15 protein-coding genes and 1 pseudogene are annotated in these 16,797 nt (G+C 60.9%); 10 read left to right on the top strand and 6 right to left on the bottom strand.

What is annotated here, in order from left to right:
• The first annotated feature begins 95 nt into the window (after positions 1–95).
• Complete coding sequence (locus J5M57_RS26785; RefSeq protein WP_207848307.1) at positions 96–1,406, top strand: FAD-binding oxidoreductase; 1,311 nt, start codon at positions 96–98, stop codon at positions 1,404–1,406.
• A 72-nt stretch (positions 1,407–1,478) separates the two neighbouring features.
• Here the strand turns inward: J5M57_RS26785 and J5M57_RS26780 are convergent, their stop codons facing one another.
• Positions 1,479–1,724 (bottom strand): DUF1127 domain-containing protein, encoded by a 246-nt coding sequence (locus J5M57_RS26780; protein ID WP_083367553.1) that lies wholly within the window; start codon positions 1,722–1,724, stop codon positions 1,479–1,481.
• A gap of 179 nt (positions 1,725–1,903) precedes the next feature.
• On the opposite strand from J5M57_RS26780, the gene J5M57_RS26775 reads away from it, so the two are divergent.
• Together J5M57_RS26775 and J5M57_RS26770 are read left to right on the top strand one after the other, a co-directional pair.
• Positions 1,904–3,325 (top strand): PLP-dependent aminotransferase family protein, encoded by a 1,422-nt coding sequence (locus J5M57_RS26775; protein ID WP_083367552.1) that lies wholly within the window; start codon positions 1,904–1,906, stop codon positions 3,323–3,325.
• A 60-nt stretch (positions 3,326–3,385) separates the two neighbouring features.
• Complete coding sequence (locus J5M57_RS26770; RefSeq protein WP_083367551.1) at positions 3,386–4,954, top strand: phospholipase D family protein; 1,569 nt, start codon at positions 3,386–3,388, stop codon at positions 4,952–4,954.
• Positions 4,955–5,040: 86 nt separating this feature from the next.
• Here J5M57_RS26770 and J5M57_RS26765 read toward each other — a convergent pair whose 3' ends face one another.
• A complete protein-coding gene (locus tag J5M57_RS26765; RefSeq protein ID WP_064589813.1) occupies positions 5,041–6,183 on the bottom strand; it encodes an MFS transporter in 1,143 nt (380 codons plus the stop codon).
• A gap of 246 nt (positions 6,184–6,429) precedes the next feature.
• A complete protein-coding gene (locus J5M57_RS26760) occupies positions 6,430–7,923 on the bottom strand; it encodes an aldehyde dehydrogenase (RefSeq protein ID WP_064589814.1) in 1,494 nt (497 codons plus the stop codon).
• Between the two features lie 234 nt (positions 7,924–8,157).
• Between J5M57_RS26760 and J5M57_RS26755 the strand changes: the two genes are divergently transcribed.
• Positions 8,158–8,520 (top strand): cupin domain-containing protein, encoded by a 363-nt coding sequence (locus J5M57_RS26755; RefSeq protein ID WP_064589815.1) that lies wholly within the window; start codon positions 8,158–8,160, stop codon positions 8,518–8,520.
• Between the two features lie 179 nt (positions 8,521–8,699).
• On the opposite strand, the gene rpmG is transcribed toward J5M57_RS26755, so the two are convergent.
• Positions 8,700–8,855, bottom strand: a complete 156-nt coding sequence (gene rpmG, locus J5M57_RS26750) for a 50S ribosomal protein L33 (protein ID WP_003177274.1) — start codon at positions 8,853–8,855, stop codon at positions 8,700–8,702.
• An 11-nt stretch (positions 8,856–8,866) separates the two neighbouring features.
• Positions 8,867–9,100, bottom strand: a complete 234-nt coding sequence (rpmB, locus tag J5M57_RS26745) for a 50S ribosomal protein L28 (RefSeq protein WP_003229474.1) — start codon at positions 9,098–9,100, stop codon at positions 8,867–8,869.
• A 446-nt stretch (positions 9,101–9,546) separates the two neighbouring features.
• On the opposite strand from rpmB, the gene J5M57_RS26740 reads away from it, so the two are divergent.
• Positions 9,547–11,133, top strand: coding sequence for an ABC transporter substrate-binding protein (locus J5M57_RS26740; protein ID WP_083367550.1), 1,587 nt, complete (start codon positions 9,547–9,549; stop codon positions 11,131–11,133).
• A gap of 133 nt (positions 11,134–11,266) precedes the next feature.
• Here the strand turns inward: J5M57_RS26740 and radC are convergent, their stop codons facing one another.
• Positions 11,267–11,941 (bottom strand): DNA repair protein RadC, encoded by a 675-nt coding sequence (gene radC / locus J5M57_RS26735; protein WP_064589817.1) that lies wholly within the window; start codon positions 11,939–11,941, stop codon positions 11,267–11,269.
• A 135-nt stretch (positions 11,942–12,076) separates the two neighbouring features.
• On the opposite strand from radC, the gene coaBC reads away from it, so the two are divergent.
• The 5 genes and pseudogenes from coaBC (at position 12,077) to J5M57_RS26710 (ending at position 16,792) form a co-directional block, all read left to right on the top strand.
• Complete coding sequence (gene coaBC, locus J5M57_RS26730) at positions 12,077–13,285, top strand: bifunctional phosphopantothenoylcysteine decarboxylase/phosphopantothenate--cysteine ligase CoaBC (RefSeq protein WP_003229480.1); 1,209 nt, start codon at positions 12,077–12,079, stop codon at positions 13,283–13,285.
• A 5-nt stretch (positions 13,286–13,290) separates the two neighbouring features.
• The gene (gene dut, locus J5M57_RS26725; RefSeq protein WP_003229483.1) at positions 13,291–13,746 is read left to right on the top strand and encodes a dUTP diphosphatase; all 456 of its coding nucleotides are present in this window, start codon (positions 13,291–13,293) and stop codon (positions 13,744–13,746) included.
• Between the two features lie 309 nt (positions 13,747–14,055).
• Positions 14,056–15,453, top strand: a pseudogene (locus J5M57_RS26720) (phosphomannomutase/phosphoglucomutase); the annotation flags it as partial.
• A gap of 17 nt (positions 15,454–15,470) precedes the next feature.
• The gene (argB, locus tag J5M57_RS26715) at positions 15,471–16,376 is read left to right on the top strand and encodes an acetylglutamate kinase (protein ID WP_003229488.1); all 906 of its coding nucleotides are present in this window, start codon (positions 15,471–15,473) and stop codon (positions 16,374–16,376) included.
• A gap of 203 nt (positions 16,377–16,579) precedes the next feature.
• Positions 16,580–16,792 carry a hypothetical protein gene (locus tag J5M57_RS26710; protein ID WP_169842940.1) on the top strand — a complete coding sequence of 71 codons (213 nt, stop codon included), beginning with the start codon at positions 16,580–16,582 and terminating at the stop codon, positions 16,790–16,792.
• The last annotated feature ends 5 nt before the right edge of the window (positions 16,793–16,797 follow it).

Here is a 16,797-nt window from a genome sequence, read left to right as displayed (position 1 = left end):
TCCAGACAGCAACGGCCGACCAGTGTTGCCCGTCTTCGGGCGTGCGGCTTATCCTCCGTCAAATTTTCTCGACACTCAGCCGTTGGATGACGCCCATGAATGCCCGCGCCCGAACCTTCGCGAGCCAACCCCACGTTGCCTCTTATTACGCCGCCAGCAGCCTGCCGCAGCCTGATCATCCGCAACTGCAAGGTGAAGTGATTGCCGACGTGTGCGTGGTCGGCGGCGGCTTCTCCGGGCTGAACACTGCGCTGGAACTGGCTGAACGCGGCCTCAGCGTGGTGTTGCTGGAAGCGCACCGGATCGGCTGGGGTGCCAGTGGCCGTAACGGCGGGCAGTTGATTCGCGGGGTCGGTCACGGCCTCGATCAGTTCGCCAACGTCATCGGTGCCGACGGCGTACGCCAGATGAAACTCATGGGCCTGGAAGCGGTGGAAATCGTTCGCCAGCGAGTAGAGCAGTTCCAGATCCAGTGCGACCTGACCTGGGGCTACTGCGACCTCGCCAACAAGCCTGCCGACCTCGAAGGCTTTGCCGAAGACGCCGAAGAACTGCGCGGCCTCGGCTATCGCTACGAAACCCGCCTGCTGCAAGCCAGCGACATGCACACCGTGGTCGGCTCCAAGCGTTATGTCGGCGGCTTGATCGACATGGGATCAGGGCATCTGCACCCGCTGAACCTGGCGCTGGGCGAGGCCGCTACCGCACAGCAACTGGGGGTCAAACTGTTTGAGCAGTCGGCCGTCACCCGCATCGATTACGGCCCGGAAGTGCGCGTGCACAGCGCGCAAGGTTCGGTGCGTGCCAAGACCCTGGTGCTGGGCTGCAACGCTTACCTCAATGACCTCAACCCGCAACTGAGCGGCAAGGTCCTGCCCGCTGGCAGTTACATCATCGCCACCGAGCCGTTGAGTGAAGCCCAGGCTCACGCCCTGCTGCCGCAAAACATGGCGGTCTGCGACCAGCGGGTGGCGCTGGATTACTACCGGCTCTCGGCGGACCGCCGCTTGTTGTTCGGCGGTGCCTGCCATTATTCGGGGCGCGATCCGAAAGACATCGGCGCGTACATGCAGCCGAAGATGCTCGAAGTCTTTCCGCAGTTGGCCGGGGTGAAGATCGACTACCAGTGGGGCGGAATGATCGGCATCGGTGCCAACCGTCTGCCGCAGATCGGCCGACTCAATGATCAGCCGAACGTGTATTACGCCCAGGCCTATTCCGGGCACGGCGTGAATGCCACGCACCTGGCGGGCAAACTGCTGGCCGAGGCGATCAGCGGCCAGCATAGCGGCGGGTTCGACCTGTTCGCCAAGGTGCCGCACATCACCTTCCCGGGCGGCAAACATCTGCGCTCGCCGTTGCTGGCGCTGGGGATGTTGTGGCATCGGCTCAAAGAGTTGGTCTGAGGTTTTTGCTGCGCCCTTGAAGCCGCCATCGCTGGCAAGCCAGCGATGAGGCCCGAAAGAACAATACAGATTTCAGATCCGCCAGAACGGCTTCAACCCCTCCTCCAGCGCCTGCTCGCGGGTCAGCCCGACATCCTTGAGCTGCTCCGGCGTCAGCTCCAGCAACGCCTTGCGCGTGTGCAGACGATGCCAGAACAGGCCCCAGCGACTCAGGCCGGACGGTGCGTTGCGCAACATCTCGTTGCGCGCACTGTCCCTCTGCCCTGCCTCCAGTTCCTGACTGTGTAACGTCAGCCGCACATCGCTCAAGCCGTTCATTTTTGTCGCTCCTGTTTACTTGGGTAGCCAGAGATTCCATGATGCGCGGGTCGGCAAAAGCATTACAGATTCAACACTTCTGTATTAATTCCATACAGATTTGCCGTTTCTGCGTCTGAATCACCGATTTTTGCCGCATCTGTACTGGTTTAACGAATCACCTGCATCGAGGCAGTGCCATGACCCTGTATGTGAACCTCGCCGAGCTGCTCGGCACCCGCATCGAACAAGGCTTCTACCGTCCTGGCGATCGCCTGCCTTCGGTGCGCGCCTTGAGCGTAGAACACGGGGTCAGCCTGAGCACGGTGCAACAGGCCTATCGCATGCTTGAAGACAGCGGCCTGGCAACGCCGAAACCCAAGTCCGGCTACTTCGTGCCAGTCGGGCGCGAGCTGCCGGAGCTGCCCGCGGTCGGGCGTCCGGCGCAGCGGCCGGTGGAGATTTCGCAGTGGGATCAGGTGCTGGAATTGATTCGCGCGGTGCCGCGCAAGGACGTGGTGCAACTGGGTCGCGGCATGCCCGATGTGACCACGCCAACCATGAAACCGCTGCTGCGCGGACTGGCGCGGATCAGCCGCCGCCAGGACATGCCCGGCCTGTATTACGACAACATCCACGGCACCCTCGAACTGCGCGAACAGATCGCCCGGCTGATGCTCGACTCCGGCTGCCAGTTGAGTGCCAGCGACCTGGTCATCACCACCGGTTGCCACGAAGCACTGTCCACCAGCATCCACGCGATCTGCGAGCCGGGCGACATCGTCGCGGTGGATTCGCCGAGCTTTCACGGCGCCATGCAGACGCTCAAAGGGCTGGGCATGAAAGCGCTGGAAATCCCCACCGATCCGCTGACCGGGATCAGCCTCGAAGCACTGGAACTGGCGCTGGAACAATGGCCGATCAAGGTCATCCAGATCACGCCCAACTGCAATAACCCGCTGGGCTACATCATGCCGGAGTCGCGCAAACGCGCGCTGCTCAACCTCGCCCAGCGCTTCGACGTGGCGATCATCGAAGACGATGTGTATGGCGAACTGTCCTACACCTACCCGCGCCCACGCACGATCAAGTCCTTCGACGAGGACGGCCGCGTGTTGCTGTGCAGTTCGTTTTCCAAGACCCTGGCGCCGGGGCTGCGCATCGGTTGGGTCGCGCCGGGACGTTATCTGGAGCGGGTGCTGCACATGAAATACATCAGCACCGGCTCCACCGCGCCGCAGCCGCAGATTGCCATCGCCGAATTCCTCAAGGGTGGTTACTTCGAACCGCATTTGCGACGGATGCGCGCTCAATACCAACGCAATCGCGACGCGATGATCGACTGGGTCACCCGTTATTTCCCGGCCGGCACCCGCGCCAGCCGTCCACAGGGCAGCTTCATGCTGTGGGTCGAACTGCCGGAAGGTTTCGATACGCTCAAACTCAATCGGGCGCTGCATGACCAGGGCGTACAGATTGCCGTCGGCAGCATCTTTTCCGCCTCGGGCAAATACCGCAATTGCCTGCGGATGAACTACGCTGCCAAACCGACACCGCTGATCGAAGAAGCGGTGCGCAAGGTCGGTGCAGCCGCAATCAAATTACTGGCCGAAGCCGACTGACTTTTTTCGAGTGATCAGCGTCCATATGCCGACCTTTGCCGCCGACCGGAATGATCCCACGTGAGCTTCAGACAGCCCCTACTCGCTTTGCTGATGTTCGCCTCGCTCCTGAGCGGCTGCGCCAGCCTCGATGTGCCACGTGAGCCGAGCCAGGCGCTGCCGGCGTCGGACTCCAGTTTCGGCCGCTCGATCCAGGCCCAGGCCGCGCCCTGGCAGGGCCGTTCCGGGTTTCGCCTGCTGTCCAACAGCAGCGAAGCCTTCACCGCCCGTGCTGAACTGATCCGCAACGCGCAAACCAGCCTCGACTTGCAGTACTACATCGTCCATGACGGCGTCAGCACGCGGATGCTCGTGGAAGAACTGCTCAAGGCCGCCGACCGTGGCGTGCGCGTGCGCATCCTGCTCGACGACACCACCAGCGACGGCCTCGACACGATCATCGCCACACTGGCCGCGCATCCCCAGATCCAGATCCGCCTGTTCAACCCGCTGCACCTGGGTCGCAGCACGGGCGTGACCCGTGCCGCCGGACGTCTGTTCAACCTGTCGCTGCAACACCGGCGCATGCACAACAAACTGTTCCTGGCGGACAACAGCGTGGCCATCGTCGGCGGACGCAATCTGGGCGATGAGTATTTCGATGCCGAGCCGAACCTGAATTTCACCGACATCGACATGCTCAGCGTCGGCCCGGTGGCCGAGCAGCTCGGGCACAGTTTCGATCAGTACTGGAACAGCGCGCTGAGCAAGCCGATCGACGAATTCCTCTCCAGCAAACCGACCGCCAAAGACCTGCAGAACACCCGCACGCGCCTGGAAGAATCGCTGGACGAAACCCGCAAACAGAATCACGCGCTGTATCAACAGTTGATGACGTTCAAGACCGCACCGCGCATGGACATCTGGCGCAAGGAGCTGATCTGGGCCTGGAACCAGGCGCTGTGGGATGCCCCAAGCAAGGTGCTGGCCAAGGACGAGCCGGACCCGCAATTGCTGCTGACCACGCAACTGGCGCCGGAGCTGCGGGGTGTCAGCAAAGAGCTGATCATGATCTCGGCGTATTTCGTGCCCGGCCAGCCAGGGCTGGTGTACCTGACCGGTCGCGCCGACGCCGGGGTGTCGGTGAGCCTGCTGACCAATGCGCTGGAAGCCACCGACGTACCGGCGGTACACGGCGGTTACGCGCCGTACCGCAAGGCGCTGCTGGAGCACGGGGTGAAACTGTATGAGCTGCGCCGTCAGCCTGGGGATAACTACGGCAGCGGACCGCACCTGTTTTACAGCAAGTCGTTTCGCGGCTCGGATTCCAGCCTGCACAGCAAGGCGATGATTTTCGACCGGCAGAAAGCGTTTATCGGCTCATTCAACTTCGACCCGCGTTCGGTGCTGTGGAACACCGAAGTCGGGGTCCTGGTGGACAGCCCGGAACTGGCCGAGCATGTGCGCGAACTGGCCTTGCAGGGTATGGCGCCAGCGCTGAGTTATCAGGCGAAACTGCAGGATGGCAAGATCGTCTGGGTGACCGAAGACAACGGCCAGATGCACACACTGACCAAGGAGCCGGGGAGCTGGTGGCGGCGCTTCAATGCGTGGTTTAGCACCACTGTCGGTCTGGAGCGGATGCTTTAAAAAGCACAAGATCGCAGCCTGCGGCAGCTCCTACACTGGAATGCGGTTTCCCTGTAGGAGCTGCCGCAGGCTGCGATCTTTTGACCTTAAGCCGTTTGCACCGCCCCGAACGCACCTTGGCGCATCAGCAGAATCACCAGTCCAAACGCCCCAGCCGCCATCAACAACGGCAGCGCATGTCCACTGATCCACTGACTGCCCGCCCCCGCCATCAAAGGCCCGATCAGACAGCCAACACCCCACAGCTGCGCAATGTGCGCATTGGCCCGCACCAGCGCGTCGTCGCGATAGCGCTCGCCGATCAGGATCAGTGACAAGGTGAACAGCCCGCCAGCACTGGCTCCGAACAACACCCACAACGGCCAGATCAACAGCGTATCGATCAGCATCGGGATCGCCAGGCTCGACAGCATCAGGACCACTGCGCAGCCGGTGAACAACGTGCGCCGCGACAGGTAATCAGCCAGCGCACCGATTGGCAGTTGCAGCAACGCATCGCCCACCACCACCGTGCTGACCATCGCCAACGCAATCTCGGCGGTGAAGCCCTGTTGCAGGCAATACACCGGCAGCAGCGTCAGGATCATCGCCTCGAACGCGGCGAACAACGACACCGCCCAGGCAATTGCCGGCAACTCGCGGGCAAACCCCCACAGGTCGCTGAAAGTCACGCTGCTGGCTTCGCTGCTCGGCGCACCGCTGCGTCCCATCAACAGCAATGGCGAGACCGTCAGCAGCCCGACGCCGACCCAGAACCCATAATCGTGTTCAGTGCCCAATGCGCCCAGCAGCAACGGACCAGACAGTTGGCTCAATGCGTAACTGCTGCCATACAGAGCGACCAGTCGTCCGCGCCAGTGCTCCACCACCAATTGGTTGATCCAGCTCTCGCCGAGGATGAACACGATGGTCAGGATCACCCCGATCATCAGGCGCAGCACCAGCCAGATCGGATAACTCGGCAACAGCGCCAGCAAGCCGATCGACAACGCGCCGGCCCACAAGCACAGGCGCATCAGGTTCGCCGTACCGAAACGCGCTGCCAGATGACTGGAAATCTTCGCCCCTAGCAACACGCCAATCGCCGGCATCGCTGCCATCACACCGATGGCGAAAGAGCCGTAACCCCAGCTCTCCAGACGCAACGACACCAGCGGCATGCTGACCCCCAGGGCCAGACCGACACTCAAGACAGACGCCAACACGGCGAAATACGTCGCCCAACGCATGGTCCACGCTCCTGTGGATTATTTTTATGTGCACCACAAAACCAAATGTGGGAGCAAACCCTGTGGCGAGGGGATTCATCCCCGACAGGTCGCGCAGCGACCTCAAAACCTGCACCCTCGCATGCACTGGTTTTGCGACTGCTTCGCAGCCGATCGGGGATGAATCCCCTCACCACAAAAGCTTGCTCCCACAGGGAGGATCTCTGTCGTTCGGAAGCCTGAACGAGCCAGGCTTCCGCTAAAGGCTTACAGCTTGATCCACGTCGCTTTCAGCTCGGTGTACTTGTCGAACGCGTGCAGCGACTTGTCGCGACCGTTGCCCGACTGCTTGAAGCCGCCGAACGGCGCGGTCATGTCGCCACCGTCGTACTGGTTGACCCACACACTGCCGGCGCGCAGTGCCTTGGCGGTCAGGTGGGCCTTGGAGATGTCCTGGGTCCATACCGCAGCGGCCAGGCCATACGGCGTGTCGTTGGCGATCTGGATCGCTTCTTCGGCAGTATCGAACGCGATGACCGACAGCACTGGGCCGAAGATTTCTTCCTGGGCGATCTTCATCGCGTTGCTCACGCCGTCGAAAATCGTCGGCTCAACGTAAGTGCCGCCGGTTTCCTGAAGGATGCGCTTGCCGCCGGCCACCAGTTTGGCGCCGTCGGTGTGACCGGACTCGATGTACGACAACACAGTGTTCATCTGCTGGGTATCGACCAGCGCGCCGACGTTGGTGGCCGGATCCAGCGGATTGCCCGGTTTCCAGGTTTTCAGCGCCTCGATCACCATCGGCAAAAATTTGTCCTTGATCGAACGCTCGACCAGCAGACGCGAACCGGCGGTGCAGACTTCGCCCTGGTTGAAGGCGATGGCGCTGGCAGCGGATTCGGCAGCGGCTTGCAGGTCCGGCGCATCGGCAAACACGATGTTCGGGCTCTTGCCACCGGCTTCCAGCCAGACGCGCTTCATGTTCGATTCGCCGGAATAGATCATAAGTTGCTTGGCGATCTTGGTCGAGCCGGTGAATACCAGAGTGTCGACGTCGTTATGCAAAGCCAGCGCCTTGCCAACGGTATGACCGTAACCCGGCAGCACGTTGAGCACGCCTTTAGGAATACCGGCCTCGACAGCCAGCGCGGCGATACGGATGGCGGTCAGCGGGGATTTTTCCGATGGTTTGAGGATCACCGAGTTACCGGTGGACAGCGCCGGGCCGAGTTTCCAGCAGGCCATCATCAGCGGGAAGTTCCACGGCACGATCGCGCCGACAACGCCGACCGGCTCGCGGGTCACCAGACCCAGTTGGTCGTGCGGGGTAGCCGCCACTTCGTCGTAGATCTTGTCGATCGCCTCGCCACTCCAGCTCAGCGCCTGCGCCGCGCCCGGCACGTCGATGTACAGCGAGTCACTGATCGGCTTGCCCATGTCGAGGGTTTCGAGCAGCGCCAGCTCTTCGGCGTGCTGCTTGAGCAGGCCGGCGAAACGGATCATGGTGGCTTTGCGTTTGGACGGCGCCAGGCGCGACCAGACGCCGGAATTGAAGGTGGCGCGGGCGTTTTCCACGGCGCGCTGAGCGTCGGCGGCATCACAGCTGGCGATTTTGCCCAGCAGACGGCCATCGACCGGGCTGATGCACTCGAACGTCTCGCCGGAAACGGCGTCGGTGTATTCGCCATTGAGGTAGGCGCGGCCTTCGATCTTCAGGTCGCGGGCGCGTTGTTCCCAATCGGCACGAGTCAGGGTGGTCATTCGAGTGTCCTCCTCTTGTTGAATAGAGCGCCGCGGTCTTCGCGGTCGTCTTCAGGAATGCTGCCCGGCCAGCCTGCTTTTCGGCCCAAGGCACCCGCCACCCTAAACCAGCGGCCGGGGTTGTTTCAATATATTTGACATAAGCACGCCATACGGCCTTGCGGTGTTCAATTTAATAAACATAGACTTTGGCCCTTTCAAGCCACCGCGCCGTCATCACGGGAGAAAACAACAATGAACATCCAGAACGTCGTCGACATCAGCCTGACCAGCAGCGAAGCCGAGCGCTATCGTCCGGACCCGGCCAAAGTGCTCAAGGGCGATCCCGAGCAAGCGGTGTTTCATCAATACGAAAGCCCCTGTGGGCAGATGGGCGTCGGCGTGTGGGAAGGTGCGGTCGGGCAGTGGACGGTGAATTACACCGAGCATGAATACTGCGAAATCCTGCAGGGCGTTTCGGTGCTGCGTGATAGCGATGGCAATGCCAAGACCTTGCGCGTGGGCGACCGCTTCGTGATTCCGGCGGGTTTCCGTGGCACTTGGGAAGTGCTGGAAGCGTGCCGCAAGATCTATGTGATTTTCGAACAGAAGGCCTGAGTCTTTCGCTGATATTACCGGCCCCTTCGCGAGCAGGCTCGCTCCCACATTCGAACGCTTTCCATTGTGGGAGCGAGCCTGCTCGCGAAAGCGTCGCAACAGTCAGCACAAAATTCCAGGCAACAAAAAAGGCCCGCATCTCACGATACGGGCCTTTTTTGTAAGTCGGGAAAAATCAATTACTTGATTTTGCCTTCCTTGTAGATCACGTGCTTGCGAACAACCGGATCATATTTCTTGATCTCGATTTTGTCCGGGGTAGTACGCTTGTTCTTGTCGGTAGTGTAGAAGTGACCAGTACCGGCGCTCGAGATCAAACGAATCAATTCACGCATGATTAGCTCCCTTAAATCTTGCCATCGCGGCGAAGTTCGGCGAGCACGACACTGATGCCACGCTTGTCGATGATGCGCATGCCTTTGGCAGATACGCGCAGACGCACAAAACGTTTCTCTTCTTCAACCCAGAAGCGGTGATGCTGCAGGTTCGGCAGGAAACGACGACGGGTTTTGTTGTTTGCGTGGGAAATGTTATTCCCGGTTACCGGACCCTTACCGGTAACTTGACATACTCTCGACATGCCTCAGCCCTCTAAAACCACATGCCCAACCCGGCATGGGTTGGCCGCTTAATCTCTCAGTCATTTGGCGCCAGGCGCCGCGTTTCTTTAGAGGTCTTACCGGCTACACCTACAGTGAAGGAACCGGGCCCCTAGAAAAGAGCGCTGCTTTATACCAGAAAGACCGGGGTGCAACAACAATGGATGTGCAATCAACCGGTAAAAAGGCGAATTTTCCGGCTGCGGGCGCCTTGGATAAAGGCTGCCGCCAGTTTTGACCACTCGTCGCAGAAAACCGCTCTTACAGAGGTTTCCGACTTTTCTCCGCGCGCCACGGTCTGAAAATCGCCAGTGCACTGCCCCGAAAATGCAAAAAGGGGATAGTCATTTGCAATCCAGCCCTCTAGGGTAACCCTTTTCCAGACTGCACCTGCAGATGGGCCTTCGATCTGTAAAGGAAGCCGACCATGCGCCTCGCTGCCCTACCCCTGTTGCTCGCCCCGCTTCTGCTGAGCCCACTGGCCCAGGCTGCCGCTCTGAGCGTCTGCACCGAGGCCAGCCCCGAAGGGTTCGACGTGGTGCAATACAACTCGCTGACCACCACCAACGCTTCGGCCGACGTGCTGATGAACCGTCTGGTCGACTTCGACACCGCCAGCGGCAAAGTCGTGCCGAGCCTGGCCGACAGCTGGGAAGTCAGTCCCGACGGCTTGAGTTACGTGTTCAAGCTGCACCCACAGGTGAAGTTTCACAGCACCGACTATTTCAAGCCGACCCGCACCCTGAGCGCCGAAGACGTCAAGTTCAGCTTCGACCGTATGCTCGATCCGGCCAACCCATGGCACAAAGTGGCGCAAAGCGGCTTCCCGCACGCCCAGTCCATGCAACTGCCGGCGCTGATCAAGAAGATCGACGCGCTCGACCCGCTGACCGTGCGCTTTACCCTCGACCACCCGGACTCGACGTTCCTGGCGACCCTGAGCATGGGCTTCGCCTCCATTTATTCCGCCGAGTACGCCGACAAGCTGCTCAAGAGCGACGCGACCGACAAGCTCAACAGCCAGCCGATCGGCACCGGCCCGTTCATCTTCACGCGCTTCCAGAAAGACGCATCGGTGCGCTACAAGGCCAACCCGGATTACTTTGGTGGCAAACCTGCGGTCGACCCGCTGATCTTCGCCATCACCCCGGACGCCAACGTGCGCCTGCAAAAGTTGCGGCGTAACGAGTGTCAGATTGCCCTCTCGCCGAAACCACTGGATGTGCAAGCGGCGCAGCAAGAGCCGACGCTGAAAGTGGAAAAAACTGACGCCTTCATGACCGCTTTCGTCGGCATCAACAGCCAGCACCCGCCGCTGGACAAACCAGAAGTACGCCAGGCAATCAACCTGGCCTTCGACAAGGCCAACTACGTCAAGGCCGTGTTCGAAGACACTGCAGAGCCCGCCAACGGCCCTTACCCGCCGAACACCTGGAGCTACGCGAAGAACCTGCCGGGCTATCCACATGATGTGGCCAAAGCCAAGGCGCTGATGGCCAAGGCCGGACTCAAGGACGGCTTCCAGACCACCATCTGGACGCGCCCGTCCGGCAGCCTGCTCAATCCGAACCCGAGCCTCGGCGCTCAGCTCTTGCAATCGGATCTGGCAGAAATCGGCATTCAGGCGGAAATCCGCGTGATCGAGTGGGGCGAACTGATTCGCCGCGCCAAGGCTGGCGAGCATGACCTCCTGTTCATGGGCTGGGCCGGTGACAATGGCGACCCGGACAACTTCCTCACGCCGCAGTTTTCCTGCGCAGCGGTCAAGTCCGGCACCAACTTCGCCCGCTACTGCAATGCCGATCTGGACAAGCTGATCAGCGCTGGCAAGACCACCAGCGAACAAGGCGTGCGCACCAAGCTGTATGAACAGGCCCAGGCGCAGATCCAGCAGCAGGCGCTGTGGTTGCCGCTGGCGCACCCGACCGCTTATGCGCTGACGCGCAAGGATGTGCAGGGTTACTCGGTGAGCCCGTTCGGGCGGCAGGACTATTCGAAGGTCAACCTCAAATAACCTGCCCTACACAAAACCTGTAGGAGTGAGCCTGCTCGCGATAGCAATCTTCCAGTCACTGAACAAGCTGACTGAAATGACGCCATCGCGAGCAGGCTCACTCCTACATGGATTTGCGTTTTGCCCGTGAGAGTTACATCCAGCCACACTCCGCCATCGACAGCGGCTCCCCGTCGCCAATGATGAAGTGATCCAGCACCCGCACATCAATCAACTCCAGCGCCTTCTGCAAGCGCTTGGTGAGCAAGCGATCCGCCTGACTCGGATCGGTATTGCCCGACGGATGGTTGTGGCACAGGATCACCGCCGCCGCGTTGTTTGCCAGAGCGCGCTTGACCACTTCTCGAGGATGAACGCTGGTGTTGTCGATGGAGCCGCGAAACAGCGCCTCAAAGTTCAACACCTGATGTTTGGAGTCCAGAAACAGGCAACCAAAGACCTCGTGCGGCTCATGGCGCAGCATGGATTTGAGGTAATCGCGAACGGCTTTCGGATTTTCCAGCGCCGTTTTTTCGCGTGAACACTCGGCCAGATGGCGCCTGTTCATTTCCTGAGCGGCCTGCAACTGAGCAAATTTTGCTGGCCCCAGGCCCAACTGTTTACTGAAAGCTTCCAGATCGGCCTCAAGCAGCAAACGCAGGCTGCCAAACTGATTCAACAGGTGTCGCGCCAGATCCACGGCGCTTTTTCCCGCCACGCCCGTGCGCAAAAAAATGGCCAGTAACTCGGCATCCGAAAGACTCGCCGAACCCTGTTCCAATAACCGTTCCCGCGGCCGTTCCGCCGCAGGCCAATCGCGAATACTCATGCACACTCCTTGTCTGTGGGCGCCGCTGTTCCATAGCGGTCGCTGTGATATCGTAGCCCATCTTTTTTGCGGGCGAATTCACCCTGGGGAGGGGGTTTCGCCACGTATGTCACCCACGAAATCAAAGGCAGACCTATGCAGCGGCTGTATCGGAAACGCATCGTTCTGGGCGTCGGCGGCGGCATCGCGGCCTACAAGAGCGCCGATCTGGTTCGTCGCCTGATCGACCAGGGCGCCGAAGTGCGCGTGGTCATGACCCATGGCGGCGCCGAGTTCATCACCCCGCTGACCATGCAGGCGTTGTCCGGGCACCCGGTTCACCTCGACTTGCTAGACCCGGCCGCCGAAGCGGCGATGGGCCACATCGAGCTGGCCAAATGGGCCGACCTGGTATTGATCGCTCCGGCCACCGCCGACCTGATCGCCCGCCTGGCTCAAGGCATCGCCAACGATTTGCTGACCACCCTGGTACTCGCCACCGACGCCGTTGTAGCCGTCGCGCCGGCGATGAATCAGGCGATGTGGCGCGACCCGGCGACCCAGGCCAACCTGCAACTTCTGGAAAGCCGTGGCCTGAAGACCTTCGGCCCGGCCTCCGGCAGCCAGGCCTGTGGTGACGTCGGCATGGGCCGGATGATGGAAGCCACCGATCTGGCGCAGTGCGCGGCAGACTGCTTCCAGCGTCAGGCACTGACCGGCAAGCACGTAGTGATCACCGCCGGCCCGACCCAGGAAAACATCGACCCGGTGCGCTACATCACCAACCACAGCTCCGGGAAAATGGGCTTTGCCCTCGCCGAAGCCGCGGTGGAAGCCGGCGCCCGTGTGACCCTGATCAGCGGCCCGGTGCACCTGCCGACGCCGGATCGCGTCACGCGCATTGACGTGGTCAGCGCCCGCGACATGCTCGCAGCGTGCGAATCAGCCATCCCGTGCGATGTGTTCATCGCCTCGGCCGCGGTGGCGGACTACCGTCCGGAAGTCGTTGCCCCGCAAAAACTCAAGAAAGACCCTACAAGCGGCGACGGCTTCGTCCTGCAAATGGTGCGTAACCCGGACATCCTGGCCACCATCGCGACCCGTCCCGACCGTCCGTTCAGTGTCGGCTTCGCCGCCGAGACCGAACACCTGCTCGACTACGCTGCACGCAAGCTGAAAGACAAGAATCTCGATTTGATCGTCGCCAACGACGTGGCCAATCCGAGCATCGGTTTCAACAGCGAAGAAAACGCCTGCAGCGTGATCGACCGTGAGCTTCACGCCACCGTTTTCGCCCAGACCAGCAAGAGCAAGATCGCTCGCCAACTGGTCACTTTTATCGCCGAACGTCTGAACCAGGTTTAATTTACATGCACGCTTTGCAAGCCAAGATCCTCGACCCACGCATCGGCACTGAATTCCCGCTGCCGCAATATGCCACCCCGGGCTCCGCCGGCCTCGACCTGCGCGCCATGCTGGAACAGGACATCGTGATCAAGCCGGGTGAAACCGTGCTGATCCCTACCGGTCTGTCGGTTTACATCGGCGATCCGAACCTCGCCGCGCTGATCCTGCCGCGCTCGGGCATGGGCCATAAGCACGGCATCGTGCTCGGTAACCTGGTTGGCCTGATCGACTCCGACTACCAGGGCCCGCTGATGGTGTCCTGCTGGAACCGTGGCCAGTCCGACTTCACCATGACCGTCGGCGAACGTCTGGCACAACTGGTGCTGGTGCCAGTGGTGCAGGCGCACTTCGAAATGGTTGAAGAGTTCGTTGAAACCGAGCGCGGCGCGGGCGGTTTCGGCCATACCGGCACCAAGTAACGGGTGAAGATGCATTGTGGCGAGGGAGCTTGCTCCCGCTTGGGTGCGCAGCGCCCACAAGATCTTTGGGCCGCTACGCAGCCCAGCGGGAGCAAGCTCCCTCGCCACAAAGAATGCGCTACATCGGCAGCAGGTTTTAGCACCGAAAATCAGGGTTTTGCTGGCCACAAGCCACGCCAGCCGAGGCGTCATGGCCCTTTCACACCACGAACTCTCTGTGGAAAACGCCGTCATACCCTTCAGTTTGAGCCTGCCGCCGAGTGAATCGCCGGTCTGTCCCGCCACTTTCGAGATGGAGCATTTGTGCAGATGAGCACCCCAGCCAAGATCGCCCCGAAGCTGCCCGACAGCATTTTCCGCGCCTACGACATTCGCGGCACCGTGCCGGAATTCCTCAATGCCGAAACCGCTTACTGGATCGGCCGCGCTATCGGCTCGCAGAGCCTGGCCCAGGGGGAACCGAATGTGTCTGTCGGCCGTGACGGGCGCCTGTCCGGCCCGGAGCTGGTGGCCGAACTGATCCGCGGTATCGCCGAGAGCGGCTGCCATGTCAGCGATGTCGGCCTGGTCCCGACCCCGGCGCTGTATTACGCGGCCAACGTGCTGGCCGGCAAGTCGGGGGTGATGCTCACCGGCAGCCATAACCCGTCGAACTACAATGGCTTCAAGATCGTGATCGCCGGCGACACCCTCGCCAACGAGCAGATTCAGGTGCTGCACGAGCGCATCAAGACCAATGACCTGACCAGCGGTCAGGGCAGCGTGACCCAGGTCGAGATCCTCGCCCGCTACACCACCGAAATCGTCCAGGACATCAAACTGGCCCGCCGCCTGAAAGTCGTGGTCGACTGCGGCAACGGCGCAGCCGGCGTGATCGCCCCGCAACTGATCGAAGCGCTGAACTGCGAAGTCATCCCGCTGTTCTGCGAAGTCGACGGCAACTTCCCCAACCATCACCCGGACCCGGGCAAGCCTGAGAACCTCGTCGACCTGATCGCCAAGGTCAAGGAAACCAACGCCGACCTAGGCCTGGCCTTCGACGGTGACGGCGACCGCGTCGGTGTGGTGACCAACACTGGCAGCATCGTCTACCCGGATCGCCTGCTGATGCTGTTCGCCCGCGACGTGGTGGCGCGCAACCCGGACGCGGAAATCATCTTCGACGTCAAATGCACCCGCCGTCTGGTGCCGCTGATCAAGGAATACGGCGGTCGTCCGCTCATGTGGAAGACCGGTCATTCGTTGATCAAAAAGAAAATGAAACAATCCGGTGCTCTATTGGCCGGTGAGATGAGCGGGCATATCTTCTTCAAGGAGCGCTGGTTCGGTTTCGACGATGGCATCTACAGCGCCGCGCGCCTGCTGGAGATCCTCAGCAAGGAAAAATCCACCGCCGAAGAGCTGTTTGCGACCTTCCCGAACGATATTTCTACGCCTGAAATCAATATCCATGTGACCGAAGAGAGCAAATTCAGCATCATTGATGCACTGCACGACGCACAATGGGGCGCAGGCGCTGACCTGACCACCATCGACGGCGTGCGGGTCGATTACGCCAAAGGCTGGGGCCTGGTGCGCGCGTCCAACACCACACCGGTGCTGGTGCTGCGCTTCGAGGCCGATGACGAGGCTGAATTGCAGCGCATCAAGGATGTGTTCCACGCCCAACTGAAACGCGTTGCACCTGATCTCCAACTACCGTTCTGATTCACCCGGAGCCCTGAATGACCCTCGAACGCGAAGCCGCCGCCCACACCGCCCAGGTCCTGTCCGAAGCGTTGCCTTACATCCGACGTTATGTCGGCAAGACCCTGGTGATCAAATACGGCGGCAACGCGATGGAAAGCGAGGAGCTGAAAACCGGCTTCGCCCGCGACATCGTCTTGATGAAGGCCGTGGGCATCAACCCGGTCGTGGTTCACGGCGGCGGCCCGCAGATCGGTGATCTGCTCAAGCGCCTGTCGATCGAAAGCCATTTCGTCGATGGCATGCGCGTCACCGACGCCGCGACCATGGACGTGGTGGAAATGGTCCTCGGCGGCCAGGTCAACAAAAGCATCGTCAACCTGATCAACCGTCACGGCGGCAGCGCCATCGGCCTGACCGGTAAAGACGCCGGGCTGATTCGCGCGAAGAAGCTGACCGTTACCCGCCAGACCCCGGAGATGACCCAGCCGGAAATCATCGACATCGGTCAGGTGGGCGAAGTGGTCGGGATCAACACCGAGCTGCTGAACCTGCTGGTCAAAGGCAACTTCATCCCGGTGATCGCGCCGATCGGCGTGGGTGAGAACGGCGAGTCGTACAACATCAACGCTGACCTGGTGGCCGGCAAAGTCGCCGAGGCGCTGAAAGCCGAGAAGCTGATGCTGCTGACCAACATCGCCGGCCTGATGGACAAGTCGGGCACCGTCCTGACCGGCCTGAGCACCCAGCAGGTCGACGACCTGATCGCCGACGGCACCATCTACGGCGGCATGCTGCCGAAGATCCGCTGCGCACTGGAAGCGGTTCAGGGCGGCGTCGGCAGCTCGCTGATCATCGACGGTCGCGTACCGAACGCGATCCTGCTGGAAATCTTCACCGACACCGGTGTGGGCACACTGATCAGCAATCGCAAGCGTCCCTGATCGCTGAAACACAAGAGATCGCAGTCTGCGGCAACTCCTGCAAAAGCGAATTTCATGCACATGAAATTTCTGTAGGAACTGACGAAGGCTGCGGTCTTTTTTGTGTACGAAAGAAATGTCCGACGCTCATCAACGAAGCGTCCGACATCGCGAAAGCAGCAATCTCCATAGGATCTTCCCTGAATCCACAGGAGATCTTCCCGATGCAAAAAAACCACGTACCTTACGGCAGCGACGTTTCAGCAGGCACCTATGAATGTGCAGACTGTGGACGCGAATACTCCAACCAGTCGAAAACCTCACTTCCGCCGTGCCCCGACTACCAACCCGGCACCCACGTGCTCAATGCCTGGAATATCTTGAGCGGTCAGGGCGATGCAGCGGCAGATCCCTATCCGGATCAGTCTTCCAAATAATCGTG

The organism is Pseudomonas sp. 86_A, assembly GCF_017491705.1.
GTDB lineage: Bacteria > Pseudomonadota > Gammaproteobacteria > Pseudomonadales > Pseudomonadaceae > Aquipseudomonas > Aquipseudomonas koreensis.
Note: the sequence above shows the minus strand (reverse complement) of the source record. Positions and strands in the feature narration are given on the sequence as shown.

Bases quoted from the DNA above. Each gene is read 5' to 3' on its own strand.
- J5M57_RS26740 (WP_083367550.1), top strand. From the start codon at position 9,547: ATGCGCCTCGCTGCCCTACCCCTGTTGCTCGCCCCGCTTCTGCTGAGC.
- rpmB (WP_003229474.1), bottom strand. From the start codon at position 9,100: ATGTCGAGAGTATGTCAAGTTACCGGTAAGGGTCCGGTAACCGGGAAT.
- rpmG (WP_003177274.1), bottom strand. From the start codon at position 8,855: ATGCGTGAATTGATTCGTTTGATCTCGAGCGCCGGTACTGGTCACTTC.
- J5M57_RS26780 (WP_083367553.1), bottom strand. From the start codon at position 1,724: ATGAACGGCTTGAGCGATGTGCGGCTGACGTTACACAGTCAGGAACTG.
- argB (WP_003229488.1), top strand. From the start codon at position 15,471: ATGACCCTCGAACGCGAAGCCGCCGCCCACACCGCCCAGGTCCTGTCC.
- J5M57_RS26775 (WP_083367552.1), top strand. From the start codon at position 1,904: ATGACCCTGTATGTGAACCTCGCCGAGCTGCTCGGCACCCGCATCGAA.
- J5M57_RS26755 (WP_064589815.1), top strand. From the start codon at position 8,158: ATGAACATCCAGAACGTCGTCGACATCAGCCTGACCAGCAGCGAAGCC.
- J5M57_RS26765 (WP_064589813.1), bottom strand. From the start codon at position 6,183: ATGCGTTGGGCGACGTATTTCGCCGTGTTGGCGTCTGTCTTGAGTGTC.
- J5M57_RS26710 (WP_169842940.1), top strand. From the start codon at position 16,580: ATGCAAAAAAACCACGTACCTTACGGCAGCGACGTTTCAGCAGGCACC.
- coaBC (WP_003229480.1), top strand. From the start codon at position 12,077: ATGCAGCGGCTGTATCGGAAACGCATCGTTCTGGGCGTCGGCGGCGGC.
- J5M57_RS26760 (WP_064589814.1), bottom strand. From the start codon at position 7,923: ATGACCACCCTGACTCGTGCCGATTGGGAACAACGCGCCCGCGACCTG.
- radC (WP_064589817.1), bottom strand. From the start codon at position 11,941: ATGAGTATTCGCGATTGGCCTGCGGCGGAACGGCCGCGGGAACGGTTA.
- dut (WP_003229483.1), top strand. From the start codon at position 13,291: ATGCACGCTTTGCAAGCCAAGATCCTCGACCCACGCATCGGCACTGAA.
- J5M57_RS26785 (WP_207848307.1), top strand. From the start codon at position 96: ATGAATGCCCGCGCCCGAACCTTCGCGAGCCAACCCCACGTTGCCTCT.